Annotated in this window: 15 protein-coding genes; 5 read left to right on the forward strand and 10 right to left on the reverse strand. The window is 72.8% G+C overall.

The genetic code is table 11. The features are described 5' to 3' along the window. Positions 1-15: 15 nt before the first annotated feature. Positions 16-2,394 (reverse strand): DUF8508 domain-containing protein, encoded by a 2,379-nt coding sequence (locus tag ABZ312_RS09285; protein ID WP_500437188.1) that lies wholly within the window; start codon positions 2,392-2,394, stop codon positions 16-18. 345 nt (positions 2,395-2,739) lie between these two features. On the opposite strand from ABZ312_RS09285, the gene ABZ312_RS09290 reads away from it, so the two are divergent. Then, the gene (locus ABZ312_RS09290; protein WP_500436946.1) at positions 2,740-3,867 is read left to right on the forward strand and encodes an Ig-like domain-containing protein; all 1,128 of its coding nucleotides are present in this window, start codon (positions 2,740-2,742) and stop codon (positions 3,865-3,867) included. Positions 3,868-3,879: 12 nt separating this feature from the next. Here ABZ312_RS09290 and ABZ312_RS09295 read toward each other — a convergent pair whose 3' ends face one another. Continuing rightward, complete coding sequence (locus ABZ312_RS09295; protein ID WP_500436948.1) at positions 3,880-5,799, reverse strand: hypothetical protein; 1,920 nt, start codon at positions 5,797-5,799, stop codon at positions 3,880-3,882. 307 nt (positions 5,800-6,106) lie between these two features. Here ABZ312_RS09295 and ABZ312_RS09300 point away from each other — a divergent pair, with 307 nt between their 5' ends. The 3 genes from ABZ312_RS09300 to ABZ312_RS09310 all read left to right on the forward strand — a co-directional run bounded on the left by ABZ312_RS09300 (position 6,107) and on the right by ABZ312_RS09310 (position 9,252). Continuing rightward, positions 6,107-6,787: a class I SAM-dependent DNA methyltransferase gene (locus ABZ312_RS09300; protein WP_500436950.1), complete on the forward strand. Its 681-nt coding sequence runs from the start codon at positions 6,107-6,109 to the stop codon at positions 6,785-6,787. A 19-nt stretch (positions 6,788-6,806) separates the two neighbouring features. Next, positions 6,807-8,705: a SpoIIE family protein phosphatase gene (locus ABZ312_RS09305; protein ID WP_500436952.1), complete on the forward strand. Its 1,899-nt coding sequence runs from the start codon at positions 6,807-6,809 to the stop codon at positions 8,703-8,705. 124 nt (positions 8,706-8,829) lie between these two features. Then, on the forward strand, positions 8,830-9,252 hold the full coding sequence (locus ABZ312_RS09310) for a hypothetical protein (protein ID WP_500322624.1): 423 nt from the start codon (positions 8,830-8,832) through the stop codon (positions 9,250-9,252). 135 nt (positions 9,253-9,387) lie between these two features. Here ABZ312_RS09310 and ABZ312_RS09315 read toward each other — a convergent pair whose 3' ends face one another. The 3 genes from ABZ312_RS09315 to ABZ312_RS09325 form a co-directional block, all read right to left on the reverse strand. Beyond that, positions 9,388-9,972 carry a DUF4352 domain-containing protein gene (locus tag ABZ312_RS09315; RefSeq protein ID WP_500322623.1) on the reverse strand — a complete coding sequence of 195 codons (585 nt, stop codon included), beginning with the start codon at positions 9,970-9,972 and terminating at the stop codon, positions 9,388-9,390. 713 nt (positions 9,973-10,685) lie between these two features. After that, positions 10,686-12,218, reverse strand: coding sequence for a site-specific integrase (locus ABZ312_RS09320; protein WP_500436954.1), 1,533 nt, complete (start codon positions 12,216-12,218; stop codon positions 10,686-10,688). 17 nt (positions 12,219-12,235) lie between these two features. Continuing rightward, positions 12,236-13,012 carry a helix-turn-helix domain-containing protein gene (locus ABZ312_RS09325; RefSeq protein ID WP_500436956.1) on the reverse strand — a complete coding sequence of 259 codons (777 nt, stop codon included), beginning with the start codon at positions 13,010-13,012 and terminating at the stop codon, positions 12,236-12,238. Between ABZ312_RS09325 and ABZ312_RS09330 the strand changes: the two genes are divergently transcribed. Then, entirely contained in the window at positions 12,930-13,160 is a 231-nt protein-coding gene (locus ABZ312_RS09330) for a helix-turn-helix transcriptional regulator (RefSeq protein WP_500436958.1), read from the forward strand. The two genes, ABZ312_RS09325 and ABZ312_RS09330, sit on opposite strands and share 83 nt — an antisense overlap. Positions 13,161-13,256: 96 nt before the next feature. Here ABZ312_RS09330 and fabI read toward each other — a convergent pair whose 3' ends face one another. The 5 genes from fabI to ABZ312_RS09355 all read right to left on the reverse strand — a co-directional run bounded on the left by fabI (position 13,257) and on the right by ABZ312_RS09355 (position 17,064). Further along, the gene (fabI, locus tag ABZ312_RS09335) at positions 13,257-14,036 is read right to left on the reverse strand and encodes an enoyl-ACP reductase FabI (RefSeq protein ID WP_500436959.1); all 780 of its coding nucleotides are present in this window, start codon (positions 14,034-14,036) and stop codon (positions 13,257-13,259) included. 4 nt (positions 14,037-14,040) lie between these two features. Next, complete coding sequence (locus tag ABZ312_RS09340; RefSeq protein WP_500436960.1) at positions 14,041-14,802, reverse strand: acyl carrier protein; 762 nt, start codon at positions 14,800-14,802, stop codon at positions 14,041-14,043. After that, a complete protein-coding gene (locus tag ABZ312_RS09345) occupies positions 14,799-15,983 on the reverse strand; it encodes a 4Fe-4S cluster-binding domain-containing protein (protein WP_500436962.1) in 1,185 nt (394 codons plus the stop codon). The genes ABZ312_RS09340 and ABZ312_RS09345 overlap by 4 nt, the downstream gene beginning before the upstream one ends. A 125-nt stretch (positions 15,984-16,108) precedes the next feature. Continuing rightward, positions 16,109-16,582: a DUF6415 family natural product biosynthesis protein gene (locus ABZ312_RS09350; RefSeq protein ID WP_500436964.1), complete on the reverse strand. Its 474-nt coding sequence runs from the start codon at positions 16,580-16,582 to the stop codon at positions 16,109-16,111. Then, entirely contained in the window at positions 16,579-17,064 is a 486-nt protein-coding gene (locus ABZ312_RS09355; RefSeq protein ID WP_500436965.1) for a hypothetical protein, read from the reverse strand. The genes ABZ312_RS09350 and ABZ312_RS09355 overlap by 4 nt, the downstream gene beginning before the upstream one ends. Positions 17,065-17,183: the final 119 nt, after the last annotated feature.

Genomic DNA, 17,183 nt, shown 5'->3' on the forward strand with positions numbered 1-17,183 from the left:
CTCGGCAGGGGTGGGTCAGCAGCCGTCCGGCTTGATGCGGACGATCTGCGGGTCGTGGTCGCTCGCCTGGTCGGCGAACTCCGCGTTGATGTGCACCACGTCGTAGTCGAAGTCGCGCAGCGCCGGGCTGAGCAGGATGTGGTCCAGCGACTGCGAGTTGCCCTCGTAGACGTAGGTGTAGCGCTCGGACTTGGGCAGCGTGGTCAGCAGGTCCTTCAGCACGCCGCCCGAGGTGAGGGTGGACACCGTGCCGGAGAACTCGTAGTCGTTGAGGTCGCCGAGAACCACGACGTTGGCGTCCCGGTCGGCCGCGAGCAGCGACTTCACGAAGGTGTTGACCTCGGTGGCCTGCAGCTTCCGCTGGGTCTCGGAGCTGCGCACCGGCTGCTGGTTGACGCTGTGCAGCGGCTGGTCGCCGCCCTTGGAGTTGAAGTGGTTGGCGATGACGAAGACCGGCTTCCCGTGGAAGCGGAACTCGCCGACCAGCGGCTTGCGGCTGGCATTCCAGGCCTCGCTGCCCGGGTTGATCCGGCCCGGGGAGACCGACAGCTCCGCGCCCTTGCGGGTCTTGACCGCCTTGACCGCGGTGGTGGCGTCGCCGCCGGCGCGGTCGGTGAACTGCACGCGATGCGGGTTGAAGAGGAAGACCTGGCGGATGTTGCCGCCGGGCTCACCGCCGTCGGTGTCGTTCGTGGGGTCCACGGAGCGCCAGCTGTAGCGGGGGCCGCCGGCCGCGACGATGGCGTCGATGAACTTCTGCACCGTCTGGTCGGCGGCCACCGTGCCGTCGTCGTTGGCGCCGTTGTTGTCCTGGATCTCCTCCAGCGCCACGATGTCGGGCGAGGAGAGGCTGGTGACGACGCCGTCGGCGAGCCGCGCGAACTTGTCCGCGGGGTCGGCGGGGTCGAGGTTCTCCACGTTGTAGGTGGCGACCGCGAGCTCGCCGCCCTTCTGCTTGCGGGTCACCTCGCGCCCCAGGCCGTTGTCGACCAGCGTGCCCAGCTGCGTGGCCTGGAGGTTGTAGCCGCCGAAGCCGTCGTAGTCGATCGCTCCGGTGGTGGTTCCGGCCAGCTTGTCGCCGACGTCGGCGGTCGGGACGTCGGTGCCCGCGCCGATCGACATGACCTTGATCCGGCCGGTGTTGGGCTGGGCGTACGAGCCGTACACCGTGCCGCCGCGGCGGGTGGGGTTCTCGGCCGGCTTCACCGTCACCCAGACCTCGTGGTACGGGGTGGTGCCGCCGACGACGCGGGCGTCGGAGAACCGCGCCAGCTCGCCCTCGTGGGCCTCGTAGAAGTCCAGCGCGTACCCGGCCGGGTCGAGCGGCAGGCCCTCGATGCTGCCGCCGCCGGCGTCGGGCGCGTACGCCGCCGGGACGGTGGAGGCGTCCAGCGTGACGGGCGCGGGCAGGGCGTTGCCGGCCGAGAGCACGGTGGCGGTCGGGCCGGTGACCTCGGTGACCGACTGGCTGCCGGTGCCCGGGTAGTACTCGGAGACCTTGCCGGTCACCAGCACCTTGTCGCCGACGGCGACGGTGGGCGTGACGGAGCCGGTGTAGACGAACACGGCCTCGCTGGTGCGGGCGTCGGTGTCGGCCTCGGGGTCCTGGATCCAGTAGCCCTTGGAGCCGGTGGTCCGCACGCCGGTCACGATGCCGGGGACCCGGGTGACGGTCTGGCCCTTGAGCGGGGAGACCCGGGTGGTGCCCTGGATGTCGTGGATCCGGGTGGTACCGGGCTCGGTCGGCTCGGGGGTGGGCGTCGGGTCCGGGGTGCCGCCGCCCGGGGTCTGCCCGGCGGCGTTGACCGGGGTCGGCGCGCCGGCGGTGAGGTCGGCGGCGTTGTCGTCGGTGTCGGCCAGGGACGCGCCGCGGGCGACGGCAGCGGTGTTGCTCGCGCCGGCCGCCGGGCCGCTGCCCTCGCGCACGACCGCGGTGCCGAAGCCGACGAGGTCGACCACGCGCGGGTCGGCGGTGCAGTCGGCGGCGGTGATGCAGGTCAGCGGGGTGGTGCCGTTGACCAGGGCGATGGTGCCCGAGGTGGCGCTCATGGCGATGGCGCCACTGGCGTCGGCGGCCGGCAGGGGCGTCGTGCCGCCGGTGCCGGCGGACTCCGACACGAGGTAGCGGCCGCCGGGGGCGATCGACCCGGTCAGCGCGGTCGCCTGCCACTTGGAGGAGGCGGACGGCGTACCGGGCAGGTACTGCACGCTGAAACCGGCCAGGTCGAAGGCGGCCGAACCGGCGTTCGCGAGCTCCACGAAGTCGTTGGTCAGCGTCGCGCCGGAGTTGCCGCCGCCGCCGTACACCTCGGCGACGACCGCCTCGCTGGAGGGGGTCGCGTGGGCGGCGGGCAGCCCGGTCAGCACGACGGACGCGGCGATTCCGGTCGATATGAGCGCGAGCGCCGCGGCGCGGCTGCGGTGTCGGCTCGGTCTGGCGATCGGCACGAGGGTTTCTCCTATCGGGTCCAACAGCCCGTCAACCACGGGCAGCGCACGGCGGACCGGCTCAAGTTACGCGCGTAGAAACGGACATGACAAGGGCAATGAGGTTAATTCTGCGAGTCCGCCGTGGCGTAACCGCGACACCGGACCCACCGGTGGAGGCCCTGGCGCGGACGCGCCACCGTTCGGGCGACCCCCCGATGGGTCACCCGGCGCGCCGGGACCGGCGGTGATTGCCACATTGATGACGTCCCGTCAGTACCGGTCGCCCCACCTCATCCCGCGGAGCCCGACGTGCGCCCACCCCTCGGACGGCCCGGCCGCCGCCACCTGCCCGCCCTCGCCGCCGCCCTGCTCGCGGCCGCCACCGTCCTGCTCACCCCCGGCACCGCCGCCCCGGCCCCGGCCCCGGGCTGCGCCCCGGTCGCCTACGCCGGCACCGGCGCGCCCGGCCACGGCGGGGACGGCGCCGCCGCCACCGCGGCCACCCTGCACGACCCGGCCGGGCTCGCCACCGACACCACGGGCCGCCTCTACATCGCCGACTCCGCCAACCGCGCCGTCCGCCGCGTCACCCCGGGCGCGGCCGGCGCCGCACCCGTCATCACGACCTTCGCGACCACCGACTTCGCCCCGTACGGCCTGGCCGTCGGCCCGGACGGCACGGTCTACGTCTCCGGCGAGGGCAAGGCCGTCTCCGTGGGCGCCGACGGCCACCGCACCACCACGCTGCTCACCGAGGCCGGACGGCACGACGCCATCGCCGTCGGCGGCGACCGCTCCGTGTACGTCTCGGGCGGCGTGGCCGGCGGACTGCGGCGGCTCCCACCCGGCGGCAAGGCACCGGTCCGCTCCTTCCCCGGCGCCACCGTCGACGCCCTCGCCACCGACCGGGCCGGCACCGTCTACGCCGTCGTCGACGGCCGCGTACGGCGCCTCGACCGCGACGGCCGCGTCACCCCCGTACCGGGCACCGCCCGGGTCTCCTCGGGCGAGGTCCACGGGCTGGCGGTCACGGAGGACGGCTCCCTCTTCTACCCCTCCCCGCGCACCCGCTGGGGCACCGCCCTCGCCCCGGACGGGCGGCTGTACGTCTCCGACCCCGCCGCCCACCGCATCTGGGTCGTCCCCCGCCCCGTCCTCGTACCGGGCCTGCTGCGCGTCACCTCCGGCCCGCACGGCCACGCCACCGGAGACGTCCTCAAGGGCGTCAGCGGCAGCGGTACGGCCGTCACCGCCCACAGCGAACCCGTGCGGGGCGTCGTCGTCCAGCAGGGCAACGGCCTCTTCTCCTACACCCCGCACGAGGACTTCTCCGGCACCGACGCGTTCACCGCCACCATCACCGACGCCTGCCACAACGCGACGACCCGCACCGTCCTGGTGCGGGTCGTCGCGAAACCCCTGCCGCGCGCCGGATGACGCGCGGCCGCGTCAGCCGCGCGCCTCGGCCACGGCGGCGCCGAGGGCCTCCTTGATGCGCGGCCCCAGCCGAGCGAAGCCGAGCTCCTTCATCGCGGCACGCAGCAGTTCGTCGTCCGACCGCTTCTCGCCGTCGCCGTCGATCCACCGCACCAGCGCGGTCAGTTCCTCCGCCGAGTACGCCGTCACGGCCTTCCCCGGCGTGATCGTCGGCTTCCGCGGCCGCCGTCCGACCGGGTTCGCCGCGGCGGGCTCCTCCTCGGGCTCGGCAGCGGGGGCCTCGGCCTCCACGACCGGCTCGGGCTCGGGCTCGGCTGCGGGGGCCTCCTCGACCACCGGCGCCTCGGCGACAAGCTCCGCTTCGGCGGGAGCGGGTGCCTCCACCGTCACGGGCTCCGCGACGGCTTCCACCTCGGGCTCGGGCTCGGCTGCGGGCGCCTCCTCGACCACCGGCGCCTCGGCGACAGGCTCCGCCTCGGCGGGAGCGGGTGCCTCCACCGTCACGGGCTCCGCGACGGCTTCCACCTCGGGCTCGGGCTCGGCGGCAGGTGCTTCCTCCGCCGCCGACTCCGGCTCTGCAGACGCAGTCTCCGGCTCCACGACGGCCCCGGGCTCAGCCTCGACAGGCGCAGCCTCCGCAACCGGCTCGGGCTCCACGGCAGGAGCCTCCGCGGCAACCGGCTCCGCCTCGGCGGGAGCAGGTGCCTCCTCCGTCACGGGCTCCGCAACGGCTTCCACCTCGGGCTCGGCGGCAGGCGCTTCCTCCGCCGCCGACTCCGGCTCTGCAGACGCAGTCTCCGGCTCCACGACGGCCCCGGGCTCAGCCTCGACAGGCGCAGCCTCCGCAACCGGCTCGGGCTCAGGCTCGGGCTCCACGGCAGGAGCCTCCGCGGCGACCGGCTCCGCCTCCGCCTCAGCGGGAGCGGCCGACGCTTCCTCCGTAACCGGTGCCTCGACCACCGCAGCCTCGGCAACGGCCTCCGCCTCCGGCTCCGCAGGAGTCCCCTCCGCCGCTTCCGACGTGGTGCGCGGTTCGGGGACGACGGGGGTCTCCGTCTCGCCCAGCAGCGCGACGACCTCGGCCGTGTCCGCCCGACGCTCCGTCAGCTCCTCGAGCACCGCGCCGAGGCCCTGCTCCTCCAGGCGGTCGCGGGTGGCCTTGAGGTTGGGCAGTCGGTACAGCGTGCCCTCGTCCGCGGCGAGGCGGTCGAGGAGCTCCACGAGTTCCTCGAAGGGCAGGCTGTCCAGCGCGGCCTCGGGGCGCAGGAGGCGGCCCAGTTCGGTGAGCCCGGCGACGGCGGCCTCGGCGGCGCGGGAGGCGTCGTCGAGGAAGTCCGCGTCCGTGGGAACGGCCGGGCGGCCGGCGCCGCCGAGGGCGGCCCAGTCGGTGCGCTCGGACGCCGCGGAGGCCAGGGCGGTGTGGGCGGCGTCGCGCCGCGGCCGCCCGGTGGCCAGCCCGCGGACGCGTCCCCGCAGCGAGCGGCGGCGCAGCCAGGTGACCTTCACCCCGCGGTCCCGGCGCCAGGCGCCGCTCGCGGTGGCGGCGACCAGGTCGTCCAGCTCGGCCTCGGCCACGTCGTACACGTCGGCGTTGAGCGTGCGCAGCGTCAGGCGTACCCGCAGCAGCAGCGAAACGGCCCGGCCGCTCTCGGCCACCGTGCGGGGGGCGTCGATGCCCAGGGCCTCGGACTCCTCCAGGCGGCGTGCGGCGGAGCGCAGCGCGGGCAGGTCACGGCCGCGCAGCTCCGCGAGGACGGTGGAGGCGGCGCGGGCCTCCTCGGGGCCGGCGACGGTGTCCACGGCCGCGTACCAGGCGTGGGTGTCGGTCGTCAGCGTGAAGCCGCCGAGCTCCGCGTAGGCGCGCAGGTCGTCGCGCGCCTCCGCGGGGAGGGAGGCGATGTCGGCGGTGCTGTGCAAGGAGGGTGCGGTCATATGAGGTCCGGTTCGTGGCAAGTGCGGTGGGCGTCGGCGGCGTGCGCGCGGCGGAGCGGCCCCGGTCCGGCGTGCTCGCGGTGGCCCCACGATACGGGCGTGGTCCACCCCGGCGCACGCGCCCCGTCCGTAACGGAGGGCACGGCGGCACCACCCGTGCACGGAGAGAGAGGGAGCGGACGCCCCTTGTGACTCCGGTGGCGTTCCGTGGCTCCTGCGACGCCCGTGGCCAGAGGGTCAGATTCCATCAAGAGGCGACAAAAGGACTCCATGGGATAATTCAAAGTGGGCACGAAAGGGATTTTTCGTGATCGACAAGACCGTGTGGGGCGGTTATGAGAGCGGCCGGCCTGACCGGAGCGGCCAGGCCGAGGCGTTCGACGCCATCGGGGACCGCTACGACGAGGCCTTCCCGCACAAGGAGGGGCAGTTCTCCGCCGGCCTGTGGCTCGTGGACACCCTGCCGCCCGGGTCCCGCGTACTGGACCTCGGCTGCGGCACCGGACTCCCCACCGCCCGGCAGCTGAGCGACGCGGCGTTCGACGTCGTGGGCATCGACCTGTCCGGGGGCATGCTCGAACTGGCCCGGACGTACGTCCCCCACGCCACCTTCCACCAACTGGACATCGCCGACCTGCGCCCCGGCGGCCCGGCCCCGTTGGGCCGCTTCGACGCCGTCGCGGCCTTCTTCTCCCTGCTGATGCTGCCGCGCGCCGAGATCCCGCACGCCCTCCGCACGATCCACCATCTGCTGGTCCCGGGCGGGCTGTTCGCCCTGTCGATGGTGGAGGCCGACGTGGACGACTTCGCCATCCCGTTCCTGGGCTGCACCATCCGCGTCTCCGGCTACCTCAGGGAGGAGTTGCTGTACGTCATCGAGTCGGGCGGCTTCGAGATCGTCAAGGAGTTCTCGTACACCTACGCCCCGGCCTTCAGCGACGTACCGCCGGAGGAACAGGTGTTCCTCTGTTGCCGGCGGATCGGCTGAGGCGGGACGGGACCAGGACGTGGCGCGGCACCGCACCCCAGGCGAAGACCCCGGCCCGACCGGGGGCGGAGCGGAACCTCCCGAGCGGCGCACGCCATGGCCCCGGGACGCCGACGCGCCCCGCGCGCCCGGGCAGCCGCAGACCGACCGGCTCCGCTACCTCGACGCCGCGACCCGGCGCATCGCCGCCGGCATGGACCTGGACGAGACGCTGCGCGAACTGGACACGGCGGCCGTCCCCGCCTTCGCCGACGCGATCTTCGTCCATCTGCACGACCCGCTGCTGACCGAGGAGGGTACGCAGGTCCGGGACACCGCGGGTCCCGTCGTCCTGCACCTGCACCCCACCCGGCGGCGCACCCCGGAGCGGCCGTCACCGGGACTGCCGTCACCGGACGCGGAGGCCGCCGCGCCGGAGCCGCCGCAGATCGCCCTGCGGTGCGTCAACCGCCCCGGAGCGCAGAGGGTGTCGGAGTGCGTCCGGCTCAGCGCCACCGGCCGGCTCACCCGGCTGCTGCGGGAGGGCCGCCCGATCTTCGGCGACGCCCCCGGCATCGCGACCGCCGTCAGGGAGCTGCTCGGCCCGGTGGTCGGGCCGCCCGGCACGCTGCCACCCGGCCGCCGCCTGATCATCGCCCCGCTGCACGGCCGCAACCGCCTCATGGGCACCCTCACCCTGCTGCGCCGGCCCGAGCGGGCCCCCTTCACCGCCGACGACCTGCTGGTCGCCTCGCAACTGGCGACCCACACCGCGCTCGGCGCCCACAAGGCCCTGATGTACGGCCACGAGGCGTCCGTCGCCGACGCGCTGCAGCGCACCATGCTCCCGGCCTCCCTCCCCGAGCCCACCGGGGTCCGGCTGGCCAGCCGCTACCTGCCCGCCTCCGAGACCGCGCGGGTGGGCGGCGACTGGTACGACGCCATCCCGCTGCCCGGCAGCCGTGTCGCGCTCGTCGTCGGCGACGTGATGGGCCACTCGATGACCTCCGCCGCGATCATGGGCCAGCTGCGCACCAGCGTGCAGGCCCTCGCCGGCCTCGACCTGCCCCCGGACGAGGTCCTGCACCACCTCGACGAACAGGCCCAGCGGCTGGGCATCGAGCACATCGCCACCTGCCTGTACGCGGTCTACGACCCCATCTCGCACCGGCTGCTGATCGCCAACGCCGGCCATCTGCCGCCCGTCGTGCTGCTCCCCGGCGGCAAGGGCGAGGTGCTGCCCGTACCCGCGGGCGCGCCGATCGGCGTCGGCGGCATCGACTTCGAGACCGTCGAGATGCCCGCGCCCACCGGGGCCACCCTGCTCCTCTACACCGACGGCCTGGTCGAGTCCCGCGGCCACGACATCTGGACCGGCGTGGAGAACCTGCTCGCCCGCATCCAGACCCCCGGCCGCGACCTCGTCCCGCCGCCCCTGGAAGCCCTGTGCGACCAGGCGCTCGGCGACCTCGGCCCCGGCGGCTCCCGCGACGACGACATCGCGCTGCTCGCCGCCCGCTTCGACGGTTTCCCCACGCACAGCGTCGCCTACTGGTACCTCGCCCCCCAGCCCGAGACCGCCTGCCGGGCCCGCCGCCTCACCCGCCGCGCCCTGCACCGCTGGGGCCTCGACCCCATGCTGGAGACGACCGAACTGCTCGTCAGCGAGGTCGTCACCAACGCCGTCCGCTTCGCCTCCCGCCCCATCACCCTGCGCCTCCTGCGCACCGACGTGCTGCGCTGCGAGGTCGGCGACGACTCGCCCCTGGTCCCCCGGGTGCACCGGGCCGGACCGGAGGACGAGAACGGCCGCGGCCTGTACGTCGTCGACCGCCTCGCCGACCACTGGGGCGCCCGGCGCCTGGGCACGGGCAAGGTCGTCTGGTTCGAACTCCCCATCCCCGACGAGGCCCGCCGCCGCGGCACGACCCCGGCATAGCGGCCGCCGGGGCCCTGCCCGTCCGTCACCACCACCCCGGGGCCAACGACTTGCCCCGCATGTCACACCCCTGCCGCGGGCCGCCTCCACCACCTAAGGCAGGGCGAAAGGCCATAATCCCGACATGCGCACACACATCGCCGCAACCACACTGCTGCTCGCCGTCGCGGGCGCGGCCCTCAGCGGCTGCAGCTCCTCCGCCGACACCGCCGCCACGGCGCCCGAGACCGCCGTGTCGTCCGCGTCCCCGGTCTCCCAGGCCGACCCCGAGAAGTCCCTGCCCGAGGCGGGGATCCCGGCCTCCCCCACGGGAGCCGACCGGGCCGCGCTCATCGCCGCCCTGCAGGCCATCAACCCCGACTTCGCCAAGGACCCCGACAAGGCCATCGACGCCGCCCGCAACCTGTGCGGCGCCATCAACAGCAACGACCCCCAGGCGGACGCGGAGGCCGCCCGGAGCTTCACGTACCACGACAACCAGCTCACCGAAGCCCAGGGCAAGGCCATCAACGACACGCTGAAGCGCCTCAAGTTCTGCGACGGCTGACCCCGCCGTCCGACCCCGCGAACGCCTCGGGCCCCGTCCGGATGCACTCCGGACGGGGCCCCGCGGTAGGGCGCCCGGGCCCCGAACCGGACACCCCGACGCGCCCTCAGGACCGCGACGGCGATTCCCCGGCGGCTACTTGACGTTCCACTGGCCGGTCTCGTCGGCGAAGCCGCTGTCGAGAGCCATCTGGAGCTTGGTGATCTTCGACGCCTTGGGGACCTCGAAGACCACCCACCCGAGACCCTTGGCACCCTTCGCCAGGCGCAGGTCGCTGGACATCGCGGGCCCGGCGGTCACCTCCCCGAAGGTGGTCTGGAACTGCTGTCCGTCGGTGTCGGTGACGGTCAGCCCGTTGCCGGGGCTGTCGGAGTAGACGGCGGTGCCGGCATTGGTCAGGCGGAGCTGGGCGGCGACCCACCGCTTCCCCTTCGCGGGGGTCATGAACTCGTCGCTGCTCTTGGCCGGGTCGACCCACTTGACCAGGGTGACGTCGATCCGGGAGCCGTCGTCCATACCGTGGAGGCTGAGGGTGTCGCCGATGCCGGCGTCCTCCTTCGGCTCGTCCGCGGACTTCGCGGGCTTGCCGGCGCCGCCGTCCTTGCCGGCGGCCTCGGTCTTGACGGGCTTGGTGCTGATGGTCGTCGGCTCGGCACAGGCGGTCAGGCCGGCGGCGAGGACGGCGACGGCCACGATGGGCATGGCGAACTTCGCGTGCATTTGTTCCCCCCAGGGATGGCATATGCGGGTTGGCGAAAATGAGTATGCCTTGGCGCTGGGCATGTGAACTCGGTTTACAGACGTAGTGGCTGTGTCGTGACACGTCAGTGACGAGCCCAAGACCCGCCGCCGCACCCCCGGGCAGGGAGGATGCCGGGCCCGGAGGCCGGGGATCGTCGGCACCCGGCGGCCGTGGCGACACCCGCCGACACCCGCGAGGACGCCGATGGTTGGAAGTGGCCGGCGGACGGCCTTCCGCATGTGAGCGAAGCCACCGAGGAGTTGACCGAGCGCGCCGCCGCCGCGGTCGGGCACGGAAGACGTGGCCCGCCGGCCCTTCCGTTCACGGATCGCTCACGCAGGAGCCTGGGGAAGAGGCTGCGGCCCCACCGGTCCGAACCGGTGGGGCCGCATTCACGCAGGACAGCGGTGGCGAGACCAACCGCCTGCGGGTAGGCCGTGTGGGACTCGAACCCACAACCAATGGATTAAAAGTCTGAGCCCACGTCATATCGGCCCGTACGGGCAGATGATGCTTCGTGTCGTCCTGTGCCGGACCGTGCAGGTCAGCCGCCCCGTCCGTGCCACTCTCGTGCCATCCTGTGCCAGCCCGTGACAGCCCGTTTCGGGGCGTTCGGTTGAGCAATGGTTGAGCAGCGGTTGAGCAGAACGCTCCCGTGACCTGGGACAACGCCCCTCTTCGCTACACACTATTACGCACGCCTCCCGGTGCCGCGACGAGCCCGGGGAACGATCGCGACGGCCCGCTCCGCGATGTCCTTGTCCACCTCGGGCAGCAGCGACGTGTACGTGTCCGAGGTCAGCGTGATCGTGGAGTGCCGCAGCGTCTCCTTGATGGCGTGCAAGTCCCCACCGCCCGCGTGCTGCACCGTCGCCGACACGTGCCGCAGGTCGCGCAGATTGATCGGCGGCAGATCGGTCGCCGCGAGGATCCGGCGGAACGTCGTCGACACGACATCCGGGTGCAGCCACCCGCCGGTCTCCGTCGTGAACACCTTCCCCGTGTCCACCCAGGCGGGCCCGGCCGCCATCCGCTCCTGCAACTGGCGGGCCCGGTGCTCCCGGAGTACCTGCACCGTCACCGAGTCCAGGCCGATCGTGGCCGCGCTGCCGTCCGTCTTCGGCACCGTCTCGATCGGCGTCCAGCCGTCGACCACGATCTCCTTCGCCACGGTGATGTAGCCGCCATCCAGGTCGACGTCCGTCCACTCCTGGCCGACGGCCTCACCACGGCGCAGGCCCCGGAACCCGATCAGGTGGAAGAGGGCGTACAGCCGGTCACCTTCGGCCTCGTCGAGGAACTGGCCGAACTGCGCCGGGGTCCACACCATCACCGAACCGGGCTTCTCCCCGGTCTCCCGCCAGCGGGCCACCCTCTCCGCTGTCCACAGCTGGGGCTTCGGCCGCCGTGCGGCCTCCAGCTCGACGTGCGCGGCCGCGTTGAAGGTGATGAGCTGCCGGGCGATGGCCGCGTTCAGGGCGGCCCGCAGCGTGCGCCGGATTGCCTGCTGCGACGCCTTCCCGGTCGTCCGCCGGTACGGCTTCATCTCCGCCAGCCGCGCCCGCTCCTCCGCCAGCTGCGCACGGTCGGCGGCTTTCGGGGCGCCGGGCCGGCCGAGCGTGCAACGGGCCTCCTGCTCCCGCCGCGCCCTGTTCTCGGCGGCGATGACCTCGTTGTCCTCGTCGATGCCGTCGTACATCGCCACCAGGTGGCCGACGTTGAGCCGGTCCAGCCGCAGGTGCCCGATCCGCGGCGCGAGGTGGCGCCGGATGTGCGACTCGTAGCCGTGGTTCGTCGTGACCCGGGTCCGCTTGTCGGCAATCCACGTGGCCAGCCACTCCGCCACGGTCATCTTGCCGTCCAGCGGCACGCCCACGCCGAGCTTGCGGGACACCTCCGTCGGCTCGGGGATCGGGTCGCGGTTCTTCATCAGCCCCGCGAGGAGATCACCGACGCGGCGCTGCGCGTCGTCGTCGCCACCGGCCAGGTCGAGGATCGCGCGGATCCGGTCCAGGTCGGACTGGGCGTCCTTCGACATGGCGTAGCCGGTGCGCTGGAACCGACGCCGGGTGCCGTCGGCGTCCGGCGGCAGCTCCTGCAGCAGCCGGTAGGCGCCGTGGTGCCTCTTCGACAGCTGGGGGCAGTTCGAGCCGAGCCGCTTGCCGTCGCCGTCTCGGCACTCGCACCTGCGGCTGATGCCGCCCGCGCGACGTGATCCGGGCATTCCTCGTCCTCCCCGCCCTACGCTTCGTTCGGCTTGTCCAGGCCCGCCAGCGGCGGCAGGCGCAGGCCCCGGGCGGCGATCTCGTCACGCAGCTCGTGGAGCTGGGCGGTCAGGTCGCGGGCGACCTCGCGCGCCGCCTCCGCCTCCGGGCCGTCCGGCTCACCGTGCCACTGGTACTCGGCGATGGCCTGCTCCCAGATCCCCCGGTACAGGCTGCGGATGCGGGCCTCCAGCTCCCGGTGCCGCCGCAGCAGTGCCAGCGGCGAGGAGGCCGGGGCCGGTTCGCCGTGCCACCAGTCGGCGGCCACCAGGGGCGGCGCGGCCTGGCCGGGCAGGTGCTCGACCTCGTCGACGTAGCCGACGGGGAACACCAGGGCCGCGGGCGGCACACCGAGCGCGGCGGCCAGGACCATGACGTCCGCCACGGTGACGCTGCCCCGGCGGCCGTTCTCCAGGTTCGAGATCACCGTCCGGGGCACCGGCGCGCCCAACTTCTCGCAGGCGTCGGCGAGCTGCTGCGCGCTCATTCCCTGCCCGATCCGGTGTCGGCGGACCTCTCCGGCGATCGTTCTGCTGACTCGTGTCGGCCAGTCCGGCTCATGCTCCACGGTGACCCAAAGTACGCGCACGGTTGCCCTCTGCCAACCCATGTCATACTGTGCGCCAGAACGGACCAGATCCCCCCGATTCGTCACGAGGAGTTGCGCCGAAATGACCCAAGCCCTGACCGCGGACGAGGTGCTCCGCCTGCCGGCGACGACGAACCTCGAGACCGCCGCCGCGGCGTTCGGCATCGGCCGCGGCACCGCGTACGACCTCGCCCGCAAGGGCGAGTTCCCGTGCCGGGTCATCCGTGCAGGGCGCGCCCTCCGCGTCGCGTCGGCGGACATCATCCGCGCCCTCGGTCTGGAGGACCGAGTCCCAGCCGCGTCCCAGGGGTAAGCGGCCCGCCCCCTGGGACGTCGCGGGCCCGGCAGCTCCCCTTGCTGCCGGGCCCGTTCTATGTCCGCGCGCCTACCGCGTGTCGAAGACTCCCCCTCAGGCGCCCACGGCGGAGAAACCGCCGTCCACGTGGATCACCTGGCCGGTGATGGCGCGGGCCGCGTCGCTCAGCAGGAAGGCGACGGTGTCGGCGACCGGGGTCGCGTCCGAGGTGTCCCAGCCCAGCGGGGCCCGCTCCGGCCACAGCTTCGCGAGCTCGTCGAAGCCGGGGATGGACTTGCCGGCCATCGTCGTGATCGGGCCGGAGTCGACCGCGTTCACGCGGATGCCCTTGGGGCCCAGGTCCCGTGCGAGGTAGCGGTTGATCGACTCCAACGCGGCCTTGGTGGGGCCCATCCAGTCGTAGACCGGCCACGCCACGGTGGCGTTGAACGTGAGGCTGACCACCGACGCGCCCCTGTCGGACTTCTCCAGCAGCGGCAGGACGCTCTTCGTGAGGGCCTGGAGGGAGTACGCCGAGACGTTCATGGCGGTGGCCACCGACTCGAACGGCGTGTTCAGGAAGTTGCCGCCGAGCGCGTCCTGCGGGGCGAACGCCACGGCGTGCACCACGCCGTCCAAGGAGTCCCAGTGGCCCGCGATGTCGTCGGCCAGGGCCCGCAGGTCCTCGGGCTTGGTGATGTCCGCCGACAGGCACGCCACCGGGGCCTTCGGCAGCCGCCCGGCGATGCGGCCCATGATGGAACTGGGCCGCCCCGGGGCGTTGGCGAGGATCACGTCCGCGCCCCCCGCCGTCGCCGCCTCGGCGATCTTGAAGCCCATCGAGGTCTCGGTGAGGACACCGAAGACCAGGATCCTCCTACCGGTCAAGTTCACGCCGTCAGTCCTTTCGCCACAGGCCACAGATACCGTCCTGGTACCGGCCGTAGAAGTTGTGCAGGCTGGTCGTCAGGCCCCACGACTGCAAGGTTTCCTCGTCCAGGGGCGTGACGTGGGTGGGGTCCTGCGCTAGAACATCCACCGTTTTGCTGTTGGGGGTCGTCACGACGAACCCCTTCAGCGCGCTTTCCTTCATTCGGCGGATCAGGACCTCGGGGTCCGCCAGGTGCTCCAGCACCTCCAGGGCGGCGTACCAGCCGACGGGCCGCGCCGGCTGCCACGTCGAGAAGTCGAACGTGCCGTCGACCCACGCGTCCAGGGGGACGTACCGGCCGCGCCACCCGTACTCGGCACGCAGGAAGTAGTCCAGCTCGGTGAAGCCCGCTCCGAGGTCGACGAGGATGTCGTCGTCGACCAGGCCGCTCGACCGCAGGCGTTCGCTGGCCGCGCGGAAGCGTGCGGCCCGCTCGAAGTGCAGGCTGACGTGGCCGCGCAGGTACTCCTCTGCCTGCGCGATCCGGCTGGGGGCGCCACTGGCGCAGCGGCCCACCGCGTCGTGCAGGTCGCCCACCGTCGCCAGCTGGCCGGTGACCTCGTCCGGGATGGTGCAGTGGGTCAGCTTCTCCAGGGCCGTCACCGTCTCCATCAGCGCGAGACTGTCGAGGCCGAGGTCATGGAACAGATGCCGGTCGCGCTCGGCGCAGTCGGTCTGCGGCCTGCGGCTGATGGACGCCAGGGTGTCCGTCACCAGGTGCGTGATCATGCGGTGCTGGGCTCCTTTCGTACGGACAGGCCTTGTAGCGGGATGAAGGTGCGCAGGCGGCCGCCGGGCTCCGGCTGGCCGGTCGCCTCCTCGAAGCGGTCGATCAGGAGCTTGCAGGACCCGCAGAACGACCCGCAGGTCATCTGGTCGGTGACGGACGGCGGAACGACCGCGCTCACGCCCTTGAGCCCGTGGCCCTCGCGCACCGTGCGCACGTACGCGGACGAGTTGACCCGGTCGAGGATCTCCCGGAACGACTCCTGGAACAGGTTGCCGAACCCCAGCTTCTCCGGGACGTTGAAGGCGGCGCACGAGTACAGGTCCCCACTGGCCTTCATGAGCGCGCAGGGCAGGACGTACGTGCCGACCGTGGGCGCGAAGCAGTCGTAGCAAGCACCCATCCACCGCGTCACGGTGGTGTTGCCCGGCCGCTCGATGGCGGCCTGGTTCTCCAGGCGCTCGTTCTCCAGGTACACCCGCATCGTCGAGTGCACCCGGTCGTGCGGGAACTCGCCGTACATCTGCTCGTACAGGGCCAGCAGTTCGTACACGCGATGCTGACGATCGGCGGGGTCCGCCAGGCTGGAGACCGCGATGTTCAGCTCACGGTCGGTGAACTCCGTCACCGCGTGGTGGATGATCCGCGCCACGTACTCCAGCGGCGTGGTCTGCTCCCCGATCGAGACCATGAGCAGCGGCACGAAGATCCGGTTCTCCAGCAGTCCGGCGCCCACCAGCCGCTCGAACGTCGGCGCGCACCGCTTCGCCGACCCCCAGATCCCGTTCGTGGTGAGCTTGCCGATGTCGACGGTGCCGCGCGCCCGGTCGATGAACCGGTAGAGCTGGCGCGCCGCCACGAACGGCTCGCCGCCGGTGATGGCCACAGAGGACAGGGCCACGTCCTCGAACTCGCCGATCAGGCGGTCCACCTGGGCATCGGACAGCGTGACACCGTCGGCGAGCGGCTTTGCGCCCATGCCGCAGGACTTGCAGGTGTCGTTGCAGCGGTCCGTGATCTCGAACTCGACCCGCAGCGGACGGTAGGCGCCGGTGATGCCCGCCGCCTCCCAGCCTGCACGGATGGCGGCGAACGGGTCCTCGGTTCTGACCGCGTACTTGCCCGTGTAGGGCACGACGGCTCCCTGCCCGTCGATGTACGTGTGGGCACCCTCTTTGATCATGGCTACCTCGTTGTTCGTCGTACGGATGGGAGGCTCTGGGGCGTCCGCATCGTTCGGTCTGCGCGGCATCAGGCTGAGTGCCGTCTCGCGTGCGGGCTTCGCTGCACCGCGCGCGAGACGGCGGTCTATGGGGCGGCGGTCGCAGCCAGCTCCCGACCTTCGTCGTCGGTCCACACGACCAGGCGGCGCGTCTCGCGGCACGGCCCGCAGGCGTAGCGGGACCCGAGCAGGGCGCGCCGTCTGTCGGTGTGCCGGACCTCGCGAGTGGTGTCGGTGAACCACCCGCACCAGCTGCAAGGGAACGCCCGGTCGCCGAGGACAGCGGGCAGCAGGAGCCGCCCGGCCATGGCCAGGTTCTCCAGGTGCCAGTAGGCCGACCACATGCCGTCGCCGCAGTCCTCCGCCAGGAACCCCCGGGCTCGTTCCACCAGGACCGCGAGGGACGGCGGGACCGGGTCGAGCTCGGCGAGGAGGAGCTGCACGTGGCCTCGGAGGACCAGCTCGTGCGCCTCGGCCGCCTCGCGGTCGCGGAAGACCGGCAAGGCCCGGCAGTTCGCCCAGATCGTGGCCGCGTCGATCGGCTCGGCCGTGCCGGTCACGCGAGGGCTCCGCGTGGTCGACCGGCCTCGATCACCCGGGTCACCAGGCCGGGCACGCACAGGTCACCGGCTGAGTCCATCGGCACCGACCAGTACGGGCGGCCCACGCGCGGCTGGGTGCGGTCCGGGTACGGCACGCCCAGGCACGAGTTACGGCCCAGGCACACGGTGCCCGCAACGTCCCAGCGGCGGGCAGTGCTTCCGGGCACCAGCGCGTAGTACCGCTCACTGATCCGGTCCACGACCACGGGCCCGCCGTCCAGAGCCTCCGCAAGGTACCCGTCGATCTCTTCCGGCTGACGGGACCGGGCGGCGCCCTCTACGAACCCGGCCGGAATGCGGACGACGGAGAACAACGTGCCGCACTCCAGCATGATCAGCCCGCGCTCCTCCCACACCGCGCGCCGTATGCCGCGCTCGGCGGCCTGCAGCAGCCAGTGCGCCACGGCGAGCTGACGCTCATACAGGGTGCTCACCAGCACGGCGGCGCCGGGCTCCTCGCCAGCGTCGCGGTCTCTCGTCGTCCTCGCCATAGCTCCAGGCCCCCAAGCGGCTGTCTGCTGTTACAGCGAGTACACCGACCGCTACTGTGGAACGGCTA

It is taken from the genome of Streptomyces sp. NPDC006207, from assembly GCF_040613835.1.
Lineage (GTDB): Bacteria > Actinomycetota > Actinomycetes > Streptomycetales > Streptomycetaceae > Actinacidiphila.